This is a genomic window from Bacteroides muris (ex Fokt et al. 2023), from assembly GCF_024704895.1.
GTDB lineage: Bacteria > Bacteroidota > Bacteroidia > Bacteroidales > Bacteroidaceae > Bacteroides > Bacteroides muris.
In genome coordinates this window covers 57,633-73,070 of the sequence record NZ_JAMZEE010000004.1, presented here as the reverse complement: position 1 = coordinate 73,070, position 15,438 = coordinate 57,633, and the positions used below count along the sequence as shown (strand labels likewise).

14 protein-coding genes, 2 tRNA genes and 2 pseudogenes are annotated in these 15,438 nt (G+C 41.2%); 10 read left to right on the top strand and 8 right to left on the bottom strand.

Going from position 1 to position 15,438, the window contains the following annotated elements; all coding sequences use genetic code 11:
- Window positions 1-10: 10 nt before the first annotated feature.
- Complete coding sequence (locus M1B78_RS02800; protein ID WP_257939829.1) at window positions 11-1,174, top strand: phosphatidylinositol-4-phosphate 5-kinase; 1,164 nt, start codon at window positions 11-13, stop codon at window positions 1,172-1,174.
- 98 nt (window positions 1,175-1,272) lie between these two features.
- On the opposite strand, the gene M1B78_RS02795 is transcribed toward M1B78_RS02800, so the two are convergent.
- Window positions 1,273-2,211 carry a ribose-phosphate pyrophosphokinase gene (locus M1B78_RS02795; protein ID WP_168354302.1) on the bottom strand — a complete coding sequence of 313 codons (939 nt, stop codon included), beginning with the start codon at window positions 2,209-2,211 and terminating at the stop codon, window positions 1,273-1,275.
- A 124-nt stretch (window positions 2,212-2,335) separates the two neighbouring features.
- On the opposite strand from M1B78_RS02795, the gene M1B78_RS02790 reads away from it, so the two are divergent.
- The 4 genes from M1B78_RS02790 to M1B78_RS02775 all read left to right on the top strand — a co-directional run bounded on the left by M1B78_RS02790 (window position 2,336) and on the right by M1B78_RS02775 (window position 9,311).
- Complete coding sequence (locus M1B78_RS02790; RefSeq protein WP_257939828.1) at window positions 2,336-6,682, top strand: DUF5113 domain-containing protein; 4,347 nt, start codon at window positions 2,336-2,338, stop codon at window positions 6,680-6,682.
- Window positions 6,683-6,685: 3 nt separating this feature from the next.
- Window positions 6,686-7,414 carry a DUF5932 domain-containing protein gene (locus M1B78_RS02785; RefSeq protein ID WP_257932420.1) on the top strand — a complete coding sequence of 243 codons (729 nt, stop codon included), beginning with the start codon at window positions 6,686-6,688 and terminating at the stop codon, window positions 7,412-7,414.
- A complete protein-coding gene (locus tag M1B78_RS02780; RefSeq protein ID WP_257939827.1) occupies window positions 7,407-8,858 on the top strand; it encodes an AbgT family transporter in 1,452 nt (483 codons plus the stop codon). The genes M1B78_RS02785 and M1B78_RS02780 overlap by 8 nt, the downstream gene beginning before the upstream one ends.
- Window positions 8,859-9,237: 379 nt before the next feature.
- Window positions 9,238-9,311 (top strand) — tRNA-Arg (locus tag M1B78_RS02775).
- A 117-nt stretch (window positions 9,312-9,428) separates the two neighbouring features.
- Here the strand turns inward: M1B78_RS02775 and M1B78_RS02770 are convergent.
- From M1B78_RS02770 to M1B78_RS02740, 7 genes and pseudogenes are all read right to left on the bottom strand, one after another.
- On the bottom strand, window positions 9,429-9,626 hold the full coding sequence (locus M1B78_RS02770; RefSeq protein ID WP_022400758.1) for a hypothetical protein: 198 nt from the start codon (window positions 9,624-9,626) through the stop codon (window positions 9,429-9,431).
- A gap of 20 nt (window positions 9,627-9,646) precedes the next feature.
- A complete protein-coding gene (locus M1B78_RS02765) occupies window positions 9,647-10,114 on the bottom strand; it encodes a DUF3761 domain-containing protein (protein WP_117880755.1) in 468 nt (155 codons plus the stop codon).
- Between the two features lie 20 nt (window positions 10,115-10,134).
- Window positions 10,135-10,584 (bottom strand): hypothetical protein, encoded by a 450-nt coding sequence (locus M1B78_RS02760; RefSeq protein WP_133303599.1) that lies wholly within the window; start codon window positions 10,582-10,584, stop codon window positions 10,135-10,137.
- 488 nt (window positions 10,585-11,072) lie between these two features.
- Window positions 11,073-11,312: pseudogene (locus M1B78_RS02755) on the bottom strand (DNA translocase FtsK); the annotation flags it as partial.
- A gap of 378 nt (window positions 11,313-11,690) precedes the next feature.
- A pseudogene (locus M1B78_RS02750) lies at window positions 11,691-11,846 on the bottom strand (DUF4236 domain-containing protein); the annotation flags it as partial.
- A 16-nt stretch (window positions 11,847-11,862) separates the two neighbouring features.
- Window positions 11,863-12,624, bottom strand: a complete 762-nt coding sequence (locus M1B78_RS02745) for a hypothetical protein (protein ID WP_118132118.1) — start codon at window positions 12,622-12,624, stop codon at window positions 11,863-11,865.
- Between the two features lie 259 nt (window positions 12,625-12,883).
- On the bottom strand, window positions 12,884-13,447 hold the full coding sequence (locus M1B78_RS02740; RefSeq protein ID WP_133303597.1) for a hypothetical protein: 564 nt from the start codon (window positions 13,445-13,447) through the stop codon (window positions 12,884-12,886).
- 181 nt (window positions 13,448-13,628) lie between these two features.
- On the opposite strand from M1B78_RS02740, the gene M1B78_RS02735 reads away from it, so the two are divergent.
- The 5 genes from M1B78_RS02735 to M1B78_RS02715 all read left to right on the top strand — a co-directional run bounded on the left by M1B78_RS02735 (window position 13,629) and on the right by M1B78_RS02715 (window position 15,432).
- Window positions 13,629-13,955 (top strand): SH3 beta-barrel fold-containing protein, encoded by a 327-nt coding sequence (locus M1B78_RS02735; RefSeq protein WP_118132190.1) that lies wholly within the window; start codon window positions 13,629-13,631, stop codon window positions 13,953-13,955.
- Window position 13,956: 1 nt separating this feature from the next.
- Entirely contained in the window at window positions 13,957-14,166 is a 210-nt protein-coding gene (locus M1B78_RS02730) for a hypothetical protein (protein ID WP_118132120.1), read from the top strand.
- Window positions 14,167-14,700: 534 nt separating this feature from the next.
- Entirely contained in the window at window positions 14,701-14,889 is a 189-nt protein-coding gene (locus M1B78_RS02725) for a hypothetical protein (RefSeq protein ID WP_118273778.1), read from the top strand.
- Between the two features lie 257 nt (window positions 14,890-15,146).
- Window positions 15,147-15,217: transfer RNA gene (locus tag M1B78_RS02720), tRNA-OTHER, on the top strand.
- A 20-nt stretch (window positions 15,218-15,237) separates the two neighbouring features.
- Entirely contained in the window at window positions 15,238-15,432 is a 195-nt protein-coding gene (locus tag M1B78_RS02715; protein ID WP_117880743.1) for a hypothetical protein, read from the top strand.
- Window positions 15,433-15,438: the final 6 nt, after the last annotated feature.

Sequence of the window (15,438 nt, the reverse complement as noted above, 5' to 3'; positions counted from 1 at the left end):
TTATCAATTAATGAAATATCTATATACTGCACTCATTCTGGCTTTCTTATGTCAAGGCGAAGCCACTGCCCAGGAAAAAAAAAGCGGCTTTTTCGATAAAGTGAAGAGCACATTCTCTTCAGAAATAAAGATAGGTACCTATACGTTCAAAGATAACGGAGCTGTCTATACCGGCGAAATAAAAGGCCGCAAGCCCAATGGAAAGGGAAAGACCGTTTTTAAGAACGGTGACGTTTACAAGGGCGAGTATGTGAAGGGCAAGCGTGAAGGCTACGGTACGTATATGTTTCCCGACGGTGAAAAGTATGAGGGGCAATGGTTTCAAGACCAGCAGCATGGCAAGGGCATCTACTATTTTATGAATAACAACCGTTATGACGGCACGTGGTTCCAGGATTACCAGCACGGGAAAGGAGCCATGTACTATTACAATGGAGACATTTATGAAGGTGACTGGGTGAATGATAAGCGCGAAGGCCAGGGAACATATACCTGGAAGAACGGTTCCAAGTATGTAGGCTCATGGAAGAATGACAAGAAAGACGGCAAAGGAACACTGACCTGGAATGACGGCTCCAAATATGACGGGGAGTGGAAAAATGATGTCCGGGACGGTAAAGGAACTTTTGAATATGCCAACGGCGACAAATATGTAGGCGATTGGAAGGATGATATACAACATGGCAAAGGTATTTACTTTTTCCATACAGGCGACCGTTATGAAGGTTCTTATGTTCAAGGTGAACGTACCGGAGAGGGCATTTATTACCATGCCGGCGGCAACAAGTATGTAGGTAGTTTCAAGGATGGAAAGCAGGAAGGGCACGGTACATTTACGTGGGTAAGCGGCGCCGTTTACGAGGGTAATTGGAAAGATAACCAACGTGACGGTTATGGTACTTACAAATGGAATGTAGGTGACTCTTACGAAGGTGAATGGAAAGACAACAAGTTCAACGGCCAGGGCACCCTGATTCAGACTGATGGAACCAAATACAAAGGCGGTTTTGTGAACGGCATGGAAGAAGGTAGCGGCATCCGGGAAGACAAGAACGGAAACCGTTATGAAGGTTTCTTCAAACAAGGCAAGAAACACGGTCCGTTTGTGGAAACGGACAAGAACGGGAAAGTGATACGGAAAGGAACATACAAGATGGGAAGATTGGAAAATTAAAGAATTGATAATTAAAAATTAAAGGCTGCGCAATGTTCGGACGAACTGCGCAGCCTTTAATTTTTAATTATCAATTTTCAATACTAAACGCTTCACGTTTAGATAATGTATTGTGAACTGATTGATTCATTGTTCATCACCCGCTTGATGGTTTCGGCAAACATGTCGGCAATGCTCAACTGCTTAACCTTGGCGCATTTCTTAGAGTAGGGGATGCTGTCGGTAAATACCATCTCGGTCAGTGCGGATTCTTGTACACGGAAAGAAGCCGGGTCGGACATTACGCAGTGGCTGGCAATGGCACGGACGGATTTGGCTCCTGCTTCCAGCATGATGTTGGCAGCTTTGGTAATGGTTCCTGCCGTATCTACAATATCGTCTACCAATACGACATTCTTATCCTTTACATCACCGATAATCTGCATGGTGGCAACCACGTTTGCTTTTTCGCGTGTCTTGTTGCATAATACCAGAGGGACACCGAGGTATTTGGAGAATGTGCTGGCGCGTTTTGAACCACCGACATCAGGGGTGGCGATTACCAAGTCTTCAAGCTTCAAGGATTCAATATAGGGGAGGAACACGGCTGATGCATACAAATGATCCACCGGAATGTTGAAGAACCCCTGAATCTGGTCTGCATGAAGATCCATTGTAATCAGACGGTCAATACCTGCAACAGATAGCAGGTCGGCCACTAGCTTGGCGCCAATGGACACGCGAGGCTTGTCTTTTCTGTCCTGACGAGCCCAACCGAAGTAAGGGATAACGGCTACAACGCTTTTTGCCGATGCTCTTTTAGCAGCATCAACCATCAGCAGAAGTTCCATCAAATTGTCAGAATTAGGGAAGGTTGATTGAACCAAGAATACATGCGAGCCACGGATAGATTCCTCATAAGAGACTGCAAACTCACCGTCTGCAAAATGGGTGATGTTCATCTTTCCCAGAGGGCAATCAAGGCTAGCGCAGATTTTCTCTGCAAGGTATCTCGAATTTGTTCCGGAGAATACCATAAAGGGTGCTTTTTCGCTCATTTGTGTAATAGATGTTACCTATTTGTTAATTTGCGTGCAAAGGTATGAATTTCCCGTTACATAAAACAAGAGTTATTGTATAAAAAATATTTTTCTTTCCCGGATTTATTCGTAGCTTTGCTTTATGAAACAGCTTTCTTCTATATGGTTTGCGGGTTTGTTGTGCCTTTGTACAACAATAGTTTCGTGTGTGGGAACGGCACCCATGAAGGAAGTACGCCTTGTCGACTCTCTGAACCAGGTGGCCTATGCTTATCGTTACAAGAACTTGGATTCATCCTGCCATGCGGCATCAAGGGCGTACCGAGAGGTTAGCCTCTATAAACAAGGCAAGGCGGAAGCGTCCAATAATCTGGGTTTTTGTGCTTTCATGCGTATGGATTTTGAGCAGGCCGAAAAGTTTCATACGGATGTTTATAATCTGACCAAGAATGAACTGGAACTCCTTATTGCCGACATCGGTTTGATGAAGATTTATCAGCGGACAGCATTGAACAAGGAGTTTTACGATTATCGCAACAGTGCTTTGCGTCGTATGAAGAGAATAGCAGAAGATGACAATCTTTTTGTGGACAAACACGAACTGATGCGCTTGAATTATGCTCGCTCTGAATTTTATATAGTTTCTGCCGTTTATTATTATTATCTGCAACAACGTCCAGAAGCGATGGCTTCTATTAATGAAGCAACCGGAAATCTGAAACTGTTGGCAGATACCAACCAGTTATTGTATTATCATTACATCAAAGGCTCTGCTGCCTTGTGCGAGGGCGAGACACCGGATGAACGGAGACTGTGCGAGTTTGACGAACTATATATCACGTGGCGGCTGGCATCCCGTAAGGGGTATCTCTACTTTGAAGGGAACGGAGTGCAGGGGCTTGCCAATCTGATGGCTTCGCCGGATAATTATGAGTTTTTTCTAGAGCGCCGTTCCCATGCTCTGACACGGTTAGGAATACCGGTAGACTCTCTATTGCCAATGCGTCTGGGGCAATTGGCATTGCAAAAATTCAACCAATACAAGGATTTGTACCAGATAGCGGGAGCATACGTGTCCATCGGCAAATACCTGAATGCCCACAGTCACTATACAGAAGCTCTTGATACTTTAAAACTTGCTCTGGAATGTGTAAATGATCATCACCGCCTTTTCTATGACTGCCACGATAGTTTGGACTGGCTGAAAGCATTTGACCGCCGAGATACGATTTGTGCGGAGAAGGCATGGATGGAGCAGAAACTGAAGACCGTACCTGAATGGATTTCACGTATTCGTGAACAGTTGAGCGTTTCGTATGCAGGGCTCGGGATGAAAGAAAAATCAGACTATAACCGCAATATTTATCTGGATATCCTTGAAGATACACGCCAAGATAAAGAGCTGGAAAGCCGCTATCAGGCATTGGAAAAGGAGGCGGGACAACTGAATGTTGTGCTGTCATTGGTCATTGCAGGCTTTGTTCTCGTATCTCTATTTTTCTGGTTCTTCAACAAGCGTTCCAAAGAACGGAATAAAATGCATCTTCACCGCTTGCAACTGATGCTGGATATTTGTCAGAAAATAACAGCGTCCATTCCTGCCGATGCGCAGGCTGAAGAGGAAATTGTCGATTCCATACGTACGGCTGTCTGTCCGGAACTGGAAAAGTTGTTTGATGTGAAGGATATTCACATAGAGAACGGAGAATTGACGTTCCCCCGTCGGATGAGCAAGGATGAGCAGGCAATGGTACGGGTGATAACTCCCTATATCCAATGGGCAATCGACAACGGCATGACGTCCATCTCCCTTGGCGACGAACGCCGCAGGCTGGAAAAGCAACGCTATATTTACGAGCAGCACATAGCGGGAAACAAACGGCAGAATCTGATAAAGAAAGCATGTATGGCTATTGTAAATGGGATTCATCCTTACATAGACCGTATTATCAACGAAGTGCAGAAACTGATTCAAAAAGGATTCATCAAAGAGGAGCGGATAAAGGAGGAGAAATACCAGTATATTGACGAGTTGGTCACTACCATCAACGAATACAATGATATTCTTGCTCTTTGGATAAAAATGAAGCAAGGAAGCCTTAGCCTGAACATAGAGACTTTCGGGCTGAATGAACTTTTTGATTTGATAAGGAAGGGTAGCCATACGTTCGAGATGAAGAAGCAGTCTTTGGAGGTGCAGCCAACGGATATCTTGGTAAAGGCAGACAAAGCTCTTACCTTGTTCATGATAAATACGCTGGCGGAGAATGCCCGTAAATATACTCCTCGGGGCGGCGTGGTGAAAGTATATGCACGGCAGGAGGAGAATTATGTGGAAATCTCGGTAGAGGATAACGGCTGTGGGTTGTCACCGGAAGATGTAGCCCGTATCGTGGGAGAAAAAGTCTATGATTCGAAAAGCATTGGCATGAATGACGCTCCCGACAAGGAAGAATTAAGGAAGAGCAAAGGAAGTGGCTTTGGACTGATGAACTGCAAGGGCATCATTGAAAAATATCATAAGACGAATGATTTGTTCAAGGTTTGTCTGTTCAATGTAGAGAGCGGGCTGGGGAAGGGTAGCCGTTTCTATTTCCGTCTGCTTGCTGGCATCCGTAAGCCCGTGTCGGTGTTGTTCGTCGTATTGTCTCTGTGCATGTCGTCCTGCCGGCATACTGTGGAGCAGCCTGCTTCCGGAGAAGTGCGGCCGGATTCTCTGGCACTGCTTGCACAGAACGAATATGAAGCTTTGTTGGACGAAGCTTCCGATTATGCCAATGAAGCTTATTACTGCAATGTAGATGGAGAATATAAACTGGCCTTACAATACATAGATTCGGCAATGTATTGCCTGAACGAACATTGCAGACAATATGCCCCTTCTACACATCGCTGTATGACGCTGACGGGAGATGGGATGCCTGCGGAACTGGATTGGTGGAACCGGATGTTTAACTCGGATTTCCATGTAATTCTGGATATCAGGAATGAAGCGGCAGTCTCATTCCTTGCATTGAAGCAATGGGATGACTACAGTTATAACAATGCAGCCTACACCACTTTATATAAGTTGTTGGGAGAAGATCAATCTCTGGAAGAATATTGTCGACAATTGGAACGCTCCACCAACAACAAAATGGTAGGTGTTTTGCTGGCGGTGATTTTGCTGTTTGCATTATTGTTGGGATATTATATACTCTATTTCCGTAAGCGTCTGATCAACCGCTGGAATCTGGAGCAAGTATTGGAAATCAATGGAAAGGTGTTCAATGCATCCCTGCTTCCGGCTTCGGATACGGAAGAAATGTTGCAGCGTGAGGAGGACACATTGAAGGAAATTCCACAGCAGATAGTAAATTCCGCTTTTGATGCAGTGAACGAACTTTTGAGTATCGACCGGTTAAGTATAGCTGTATACAATGAGACTACACATAAGTTGGAATATACTTCCAATCCGTTGGAAGATGTTGTAATGGATGAACAGCCTGTTTGGAGAAAATGTATGGAGAGTTGCTTTGAACGGCAAATGTACATATCGGAAAAAGGTATACAGGCATTGCCGCTTGTTGTGGATGCGGGCAATATGTGCCGTTGCATAGGTGTGCTGTGTCTGGAACGCAGGGAAGGTACAGAGCAGGAGACCGATCATTTGCTTTTGGAACTGATTGCCCGTTATGTATCCATTGTAATCTTCAATGCAGTGGTCAAGTTGGCTACGAAATACCGGGACATCGAAGTGGCTCAGGATGAAGCCCGACGAGCTTCGTGGGAGGACAGTTTGTTGCATGTGCAGAACATGGTGCTGGATAATTGCCTCTCGACCATCAAGCATGAAACGATTTATTATCCGAATAAGATAAAGCAACTGATAGGGAAACTGCGGTCTGGCAGACAGACGGAAGTGAAGGAGCGGGAAACGGTGGCTGCCATCAGCGAATTGATAGAATACTACAAAGGTATTTTTACGATACTCAGTTCATGCGCTTCCCGCCAGCTGGAAGAGGTGACTTTCAGGCGTGCGACAATATCAGTGCCGGAGCTTATGGCTACTGCCGAGAAGTATTTCCGCAAAGTGTACAAGGGAAACAAGGCGCATATTGATTTTAGGATACAACCGTTGGAGGGACGGATTACCGGTGACTGGAACCAGTTGCGTTTCCTACTTGAAAACTTGATAGATGAGGCTTGTTGCATAACTCTGGATGGAACAGTCTGTCTGACGGCTCAAGAAGAAGGGGAGTTTATACGTTTTCTGTTTACGGATATGCGCAGGGAAAAGACCCGTGAGGAATTGAACCAATTGTTCTATCCCGACCTGTCCCGCATGGCAGCTGGTGAGAAAGGAGAACTGTATGGTACGGAATATCTGGTGTGCAAGCAGATTATCCGCGACCATGATGAGTTTGCCGGACGCCGGGGATGCCGTATCAATGCCGAACCGGGAAGGAAAGGAGGTTTTACAATATATTTTACGCTACCGAAAAAATGAAATATGGAAGACAAAAAATTTAAAGTAATCATCGTTGAAGATGTCAAGCTAGAGCTGAAAGGGACGGAAGAAATCTTCCGCCATGAAATTCCCAATGCGGAAGTAATAGGTACTGCTATGACTGAGCAGGATTTCTGGACATTGATTGAAGCCGGTGTGCCAGATCTTGTCCTGCTTGACTTGGGATTGGGAGGTTCGACCACGATTGGGGTGGACATCTGCCGGAATATCTTTAAACGTTATCCAGGGGTTCATGTGCTGATATTCACGGGAGAAATATTAAATGAGAAGTTATGGGTGGACGTACTTGAAGCCGGTGCCGACGGTATTATCCTGAAAACCGGAGAACTGCTAACCAAAACCGATGTGCAGGCAGTGATGGACGGCAAGAAGCTGGTCTTTAACTATCCGATACTGGAGAAGATAGTGGAGCGCTTCAAGAAATCGGTCTTGAATGATGCGAAACGTCAGGAAGCAATCATAAGCTATGATATTGACGAGTATGACGAGCGTTTCCTCCGTCATCTGGCATTGGGCTATACCAAAGAAATGATTGCCAATCTTAGGGGAATTCCTTTTGGGGTCAAGTCGTTGGAGAAACGGCAGAATGACTTGGTCGGCCGTCTTTTCCCACCCAGTGAACGGGTGGGAGTGAATGCCACTCGACTGGTGGTGCGTGCATTGGAACTCCGAATCCTGAATATAGACAATCTGGAAGCTGACGATGAGTAAATTCCGAATGCCACATCCCGCTACGATGTTCTTCCTGCTAACTCTGGCAGTCATCCTTCTTTCATGGATATTCGATATCTATGGCCTGAGCGTGCTGCAACCGCAGACAGGAGAAGAAATACGCGTGCAAAGCTTGCTGAGTCCAGAGGGCATACGCTGGCTGCTGCGCCATGTCGTGACTAATTTTACAGGATTCGCTCCGTTAGGGCTGGTGATTGTGGCTATGTTTGGAATAGGGGCGGCAGAGCATTCGGGATTCATTGACGCATGTATTCGCAGGGGAGTACGGCACCAACGTGCTTCCTGGCGCATTATTCTGCTGGTCATTGTCTTAGGGATGTTGTCCAATATAGTGGGAGATGCAGGATATATTATTCTGCTGCCGATAGCAGCAACTTTGTTCCAGTTCGTTGGTCTGCATCCTATTGGAGGTATAATTACAGCTTATGTTTCAGTCTCTTGTGGCTATAGCGCTAATGTGTTTTTGAGTACCTTAGACCCCATGATTGCCTCTGTAACGCAGGAAGCGGCTGATAGGATAAATATCGCTCCGGGGCAGACAAGACCATTGTGCAATTATTATTTTCTCTTCGTTTCCACGTTCTTGCTTGCATTCATCATTTATCATATTACCAGCAGGAGCTTATTACCACGTTTGGGAGAGTACGTAGGGAATATTCATTTTAATGGTTACAAGCAATTGTCACGCAAGGAGCGGAGAGCCATGTTGGGAGCTGTATTTGTTGGCTTATTGTATATTGTTATTATTTTGTTGGCTACATTCTCTTCGTGGGGAATACTGCGGAGTGTCAATGGTGGACTGATTCGTTCTCCATTTATAGTCGGCATTCTGTTCTTGCTTTCGTTTGGAATAGGTTTGATGGGAATGGTTTATGGTTTCGCTTCTGGTCGTTATCGCACAGACAGTGATGTGATAAAAGGACTTACACAGCCGATGAAACTGCTGGGCGTTTATTTTGTGATAGCTTTCTTTGCCTCACAGATGTTTGCTTGTTTTGAGTATTCCCACTTGGATAAGTGCATTGCCATTTTAGGCGCCAATCTGTTATCTTCCGCTTCTTTGAGTAGTTTATGGATATTGATTTTATTTATTCTTTTCACGGCGCTGGTCAATCTTTTTATGGTATCTGCCACAGCTAAATGGATTTTTATGTCTTTCATTTTTGTTCCGGTATTGGCAAGTATGGGCATATCGCCGGATATGACCCAATGTGCATTCCGTATAGGTGATAGTGCGACAAATGCCATTACTCCTTTTATGTTTTACATGCCGCTTGTCTTGACCTATATGCAGCAATATGACAGGCAATCTACTTATGGTTCACTGCTGAAGTATACTTGGAGATATTCTTTAGTCATTCTATTGGCATGGACTGCCTTATTTGTACTTTGGTACATCAGCGGTTTGCCATTAGGACTGTAATATCATAATCGGTGAACAGCCTGCTTTCGATAATATCGGTAATGGCGCTTTCAGTTTCTGTTCCAAATCAGGAATACCATACCATGCAGAACCATTATAATACTGAACCATTTCGTTAACAGGAGAACGAATGGATTAATGCTACTTTCCCTACTTGAATATTCCTTCAGATTTTTATTTTTCATAATTGATAACATTGATAATTTGCAAAATGTCTTGATGTATCTGTATATAAATATCGTATATCTTGTTTATGAAAATAACTAATCATTACTTTATATATGACAAATGAGCCTTTTATACATAGATAACAAAAAAAAGTGATACAAAAATTTGCAATATTCGTAAAAAAACGTACCTTTGCACCGCAATTAAGGCTGGTTCCGTAGCTCAGCTGGATAGAGCAACGCCCTTCTAAGGCGTGGGTCTTGCGTTCGAATCGCAACGGAATCACAAGGAGAAATGCTAATAGGTTCATTGATAACTTGTTAGCATTTTCTTTTTATGATAGTTGCACAACATTTGCACAACTTGCGAATAGGGAAAGAAAAAGCCGGGAAATAATTCCGGCTATATTGTTGTTTTAACCCCACCGCTGATTTTAGGAGATGGGTCGTATTCTGCTTTTTGTCTTCGTTTCTCATCCTCGTCTTTGAGGTACTTGTTCCTTATCTCTTTGATGTCATTCGTCATTCCCCATACCTTGAAGAAGAGGATGATTTGCAATACTCCGAATATTAGGAGTATGATGGTTAGAAAGTCAATCATAATCTTATGTGTCTAATTTGTTATTTTAGCCATTTTGCAACTCCACCATGATGTGAACATGTTCCTCTACGGCTTTTGCTAAAACTATATGTTCCATCTCTACATAAAGCTGTTGCTCCAGGAGGCGCGGAATTATAATAAGTTGGAGATTGTACTCTTTCTCCCTTTGAATTTGTATAATATTTAATAGACGTACTGTTATTGTATGTAGTAGTACATTCTATTTTTTCTTTTGAAAGGTATTTAGTCGAAACATATCCTATGTATCCATTATAGTTTATCGGAATCCATTTACATTCACAGTCTTCATCTATGGTAACTTGAGTGCCTTTAGGTATTTGAGTAATAATAGCAGAGGTCGTATTAGGAGCCTCTCTCAAATTTAGATTTGCCATAACATATCTTATGGTATCTTGCTGAGTGGAAAGTTGGGCATTTAACAAGCAAGGAAATAAGAAAGAAAAAAATAGTATTATTCCTCTTTTCATAATCTTAGATATTTAGTTTGTTATTTTCTCCTAGAAGGAGCTCTTCTTGTATGTGGCTTAACATAAGTTCCATCCTTTCGATAGTATCCTTTAACTTGGACAGTACCACCAGTTGATGTTGGCTTATACTTATATTTTGTTGAATTACTAAGTGCATGATTAGAATGCGAATATTTATATGTAGATGTTTCAGAATCAAAATTCCAATCAGATAAAGAACGAATTTTCTTTTCTGATAGGAATCTTGTTTTATATACATAACCTCTTTTGTTACCGTATTTAGCTCTTCTGTATTTCTTGTATTTTCCTGTTGAAATTAAGTTTTTGCCAACAGGTACTTCTATATATGTCGAGTTAGTATTTGGCGATGCGTATAACTTTACAGGACCTGCGGTTTCACATAAAAAATAATTGGTTGTACAACTACCGAATATTAGTATGAAAAATAGTAGTATTAATAATTTTTTCATGACTTTTATAATTTAGATTGTTCTTGAGATTTCTTATACAGTTTTTGGGCTTTTTCAAGTCTTGTAATATACTCCATTACGTCATATTGAACGAAAGCCCATTTCCCGTCTTCGTATCTAATACTTTCATTGGTTTCAAGTGCTTGCATCACTTGATTGTATAATGATGAATCTTCTTCAATTATTCTTCCGGCTCTACGTTCATTTTCTTTCATAAATACGCTTATGGCTATCTTGATGATTCTGACTTCATTATCATAATCTTTCTTTTTCCGATAGAGAATCATTAGTCTATCATAGGGATGTGTTGCTGGAAGTTGTGGTATGATAGCTTTTTCATATACAGCTATAGCTTCATTTATCATACCTTCCTTTTCTAAATCTATGCCCAATTTAATTAATCTTGAACTTTCATTCTGTATTTCTCGTTGAGATGCTTCTTCAAATTCTTCTTCCTGTTTTTGTTGAAGTCTTTCAAAGCGAGATTTTTCCAAATGGTTTAGTTTATATTCGAGTTCATCTTCATCTTTACATAAAACTTCTCTCGCTTTAATCCCACTTGTTTCTCCTACAATACCAGCACATTCCAGTTGGTCCATAATACGCCCTGCTCTATTATAGCCTATAGCGAATTTACGTTGAATTAATGAAGTGGAACCTTGTTGGTGGATAACAACTAATCGAGCTGCATCTTCAAATAGTGGGTCAAGCCTTGTCATGTCAACCTTTTCTACAGAGGGGTACTCTATTTTTTCTTCATCTTCCTCCGTTATGAATTCCTCTTCTTTTTCTTCTGTGTCTATAATTGCCCTGTTTATAGGCGTTTCTACAACTTTGGCATTATTACCGTTGTCAACCTCATTATTGCTTTGAACTGTTTCCTTCTTTTCAACCGACGATAGATGCAATGCAAATCCTATTATAATAAGAAATATAGATACAGAGAAGTGCACACCGCAAATCGGCAATATGATTGCAAGCGCATAGCATATCGCCGAGAAAAGACATCCTGTGTAATTTTTAATCTCATATCCAGAATCAATATTGCTTGATTGCATTCTACGATTAGATATACCATTACTACTGACTTTTGTTCTTGAGTAAATTCCGGTTCCCGGTATTCCGGTTGTTACATAAGTGCCACGCTTCCCAAAGTTAACTTTTGCTCCACGTGGACCAACTGACCAGCTTGTACCGGATTTGCTAATATTCATGTGCACTCCGGGAAGTATCTTAATTCTTTTTCTGAAATATAGTCCCATAGTATTTAGATTTCATCTACAATAATATATCACTTACAATATGTTGTTTAACTATCCATAAGCTCCTAACCTGAGCAATTTCTATATCGAAGTCATCAAACTCTTTTTCATTTATTGAATGAGCTATCCAGTATTTTCGAGATACTTCTTGGTCTTTATATCTGCGAATAACTTTAATGTGACCGTGATAATCTCCGGTAATTTCATCTTCAACAACTACTCCGAAAATATTCCCAAATGGAATTGCATTTGGATTATTACGAGGAAGAGTGTATTTTTTGAGTGCAACCCAGCATCCGGCAGGAAGCGCAGGCGTCATTGAATTTCCTACAATTTGGGCAACTCCTTCGCAATCTTTACAATCGGGAAGATACCAATAACGGGTAATATCTTCTGTTTTGCTTATCAATTCTGCCTGACCGGCGGCAAACTTGAAAGTTACTTCTGGAAGAAGATGAAATCCTTTCTCCATAGCTTCTTTATACTCCTTTTCGGAAGTTACAGCTATCCCGTTTGAAGCAGGAATATTGATTGTTTCGCTCAAGGCGTTTTCTTCCTTTAGTGGTGTTCCTCTTCCGGTGAGAATGTATTCTGGATTCGCATTCTCATAATACGAACAAAATGGAGCTATTATTTTAGTAGAAACTTCTCCTGTTTCCCCAGTTCTAAGTTTTGACATCATATTTTTTGTGATGCTTGGAATGGTAGTATACACTTTATAGTCATTTAAGCCAAGCTTTTCCATTACCGCATAAAATCTATCTTTAATAGTTTCCATAGTTCTTGATGGTATCATAAAAGATACTTATATTTGTGCTGGAATCAAGTTGCGGATGATACCAACTAAATTGTTTAACTGTTCCCGCAAGGGATTATATAGGCGACTTCACTTCAAACCGCAACTTTGGAGTTGGTCGCTTTACTTATTATTATGGAAAAGAATATTCCCGAAGGTTTTTCTACAGAATTCTTAGACAGCGATGAAGGTAAGGAGTTGTATTCTCAAATACAATCATCAATGACGGATTACCACTTCGTTACTTCACGTTCACTAAAGCGATCCTATTTAATAATTCAAGGAATCCTTCTATTTTGTCGGTGTGTTTCACGCCAGATAAAAGCTTGAGAATGTCATTCTTTCCATTTTTTGTTATAGTTATAGATTTAGGATTTGCTATACATTCAAGTAATCCTTTTACTACCACATTGCAAGTCGTTATATCAGAGAATTGTGATGTATGGAATAAGCATGCAACTCCATGATATAAAAATCTGTATTCTAATCCCAATGGGTCTTTTCCTAATAATAAATAATGATATATCATCCAGTTGGTGTTTTCAGAAACTGCCATGTTTTTTTGTACCATGAATGATGCTCCAGTTGATATTTCATCAATCTTATCTCTTGTGTTTTTTATGTCAATTATCGTATATATATTCCATCCTATCAAAATTGTAACAAGTAATGATAGAACACCAACCAATACGCCTTGATAGTCAAATCCTAACTCTGCCTTGTGAGGGCAAGAAATACATAATGCAATAATGCTTATCGCTATCGCAATTCCACTCAATACTAAAGCCCAATTTTCTTTCTTCATATTATAATAAGGTATAAACCGCTCTAATAGTTAAATAATGTTTGTTACTATCTAAAAAGATACCATTTGTTTTGATGGTGTCTTTTTAGATAGTATATTTGCATCATCAATCAATCACGTAGCAAAGATAAACTAAATGATTGACGATACAAATAGTATAAACATATTAAATCACACGATTATGAGCACGAAGAGTTTTTTACATGAAGTTATGAGCCTTGCATGGCAGTTCGTTCGCAAGAACGGTTTCACGATGTCAGAAGCATTAAAATGCGCTTGGGCTAACATGAAATTGAAATTGCAGATGAAAAGCAAGATTGTGAAATTCTATTTTCAAAAGGTGGACGGTTCTGTGAGAGAAGCCTACGGTACACTAAATGAAAAACTGATGCCTGCCGTCACTGGTACTGACAACAGAAAGAAGAACGACACCGTTCAAACTTACTATGATACTGAACGCCAAGAGTTCAGATGCTTTAAGAAAGCTAACCTTTTAAAAATCGCCTGATATGAGACAGTTTAGAGTATGTGACAGTGTAGAAGCCTACGGGCTTGAGAAGGCTTTGGATAAGGCTTGTATAGACCTTGATAGAGTTGATAAGATGTCTGACACAGAGGCTTGTGCTTTCTGTAATACTGATACCAAAGAAGAGGCCTTAGAGGTTATTCAAGAAGAGATTGATTACATAGAGTTTCAACTTGATAGAATAGCAGTATGATAGAGGCATTGATAGTATTAGGCTGCTTGTATGCAAGTTATAGGCTTTTCAGAAAGCCGGGCGAGAAGTTCTTTTACGATGATTAATCACACGATTATATCACGCACGACAGTCCTATTGACAGCTAAAGACTGGCATCCGATAGCGAGAATCGGGTAGGGTACTATTGATTGGTTCTTTGATAAGTCTGTGAAAGCAATTACGGTGTAATTCATAAGCCGTTTTTGCCAACCAAAGATAACGAACGCACATAAGCAAGTTGGGGCTTGCGAGCTGTGCAATGTTTAACAATTAATAGATGTGTAACCATAGTCTTTGAGGTGTAAGTAATGACGGATTAGGCGGCCGACACGCACATCGACAATATAGCCCTATTGACAGCTAAAGACTGACATCCGATAGCGAGAATCGGGTAGGGTACACAACCGCAGCAAAGGTTAGTGCTACTATCGTACTAAAAGCCACGGGCAAAGCGAAGTGCGCACCGCTTTACCTCATCCTTGTACGGGCGGTAAAATTTAAAATCACACGATTATGGGAAAAAGTATGTATAAATCACGTATGCCATATATAGGTATGCCGGTTAAGTGTAAACATCCCGGATGGGAAAGCAAGATTGGGGCGATTTGCGCCATCAATGGGGATAAAGTAATGGTAGAGTTCGGAAAGCACGATTTTGTAGAATTCTATAGTGATGAACTGGTTGCAATGACGATGTTATGAAGATAATTATGTTCTCTTTTTCGTTGCTTGTACTGCTTTGTATGACAATGATATTATGTAATTCCATAATAAAGGATGGCCCTTTGTACATGACGGGAATCGTGTTGACATCTGCAATGTTTATTTTGTCTGTTATACTTGCAGTGATAACCGGCATGGAGTTACATGAAAAGTGTTAGTATAAACTGTTTTGTCGTGTTTTATTTTGTGTTTGTACTGGGTGTGCCGTCTGTGAAGATAGCGCACCTTTCTTATTGGGGCGTTCGGTGTAATGGTTAACACACCTCATTGGAGGAGACTGGCGGTTCGAGTCCGTCAACGCCCACCAATCATTCTAATATAACATTTATGGAAAAGGTAGAAAGTAAAGAGAAAATGAGAAACATGAAGAGAGGAGCCACGATAGAGCTGCCTATATCTTCACTTGAGACAATCCGCAACAACGTATCACTTCTAAATGCCAAGCATCTTCTTGAGGGTAAAAAATGGGCTTCAAAGTCTTATCCGAAAAAAGGTATTGTCGTTGTAAAAAGGGAGTCATAGTCATCT

Excerpts from the sequence above, each read along its gene's own strand:
- M1B78_RS02760 (WP_133303599.1), bottom strand. The coding sequence starts at position 10,584 with ATGAAAAAATTATTAATACTACTATTTTTCATACTAATATTCGGTAGT.
- M1B78_RS02795 (WP_168354302.1), bottom strand. The coding sequence starts at position 2,211 with ATGAGCGAAAAAGCACCCTTTATGGTATTCTCCGGAACAAATTCGAGA.
- M1B78_RS02745 (WP_118132118.1), bottom strand. The coding sequence starts at position 12,624 with ATGGAAACTATTAAAGATAGATTTTATGCGGTAATGGAAAAGCTTGGC.
- M1B78_RS02725 (WP_118273778.1), top strand. The coding sequence starts at position 14,701 with ATGGGAAAAAGTATGTATAAATCACGTATGCCATATATAGGTATGCCG.
- M1B78_RS02780 (WP_257939827.1), top strand. The coding sequence starts at position 7,407 with ATGAGTAAATTCCGAATGCCACATCCCGCTACGATGTTCTTCCTGCTA.
- M1B78_RS02715 (WP_117880743.1), top strand. The coding sequence starts at position 15,238 with ATGGAAAAGGTAGAAAGTAAAGAGAAAATGAGAAACATGAAGAGAGGA.
- M1B78_RS02790 (WP_257939828.1), top strand. The coding sequence starts at position 2,336 with ATGAAACAGCTTTCTTCTATATGGTTTGCGGGTTTGTTGTGCCTTTGT.
- M1B78_RS02730 (WP_118132120.1), top strand. The coding sequence starts at position 13,957 with ATGAGACAGTTTAGAGTATGTGACAGTGTAGAAGCCTACGGGCTTGAG.
- M1B78_RS02765 (WP_117880755.1), bottom strand. The coding sequence starts at position 10,114 with ATGAAAAGAGGAATAATACTATTTTTTTCTTTCTTATTTCCTTGCTTG.
- M1B78_RS02740 (WP_133303597.1), bottom strand. The coding sequence starts at position 13,447 with ATGAAGAAAGAAAATTGGGCTTTAGTATTGAGTGGAATTGCGATAGCG.
- M1B78_RS02770 (WP_022400758.1), bottom strand. The coding sequence starts at position 9,626 with ATGATTGACTTTCTAACCATCATACTCCTAATATTCGGAGTATTGCAA.
- M1B78_RS02735 (WP_118132190.1), top strand. The coding sequence starts at position 13,629 with ATGAGCACGAAGAGTTTTTTACATGAAGTTATGAGCCTTGCATGGCAG.
- M1B78_RS02800 (WP_257939829.1), top strand. The coding sequence starts at position 11 with ATGAAATATCTATATACTGCACTCATTCTGGCTTTCTTATGTCAAGGC.
- M1B78_RS02785 (WP_257932420.1), top strand. The coding sequence starts at position 6,686 with ATGGAAGACAAAAAATTTAAAGTAATCATCGTTGAAGATGTCAAGCTA.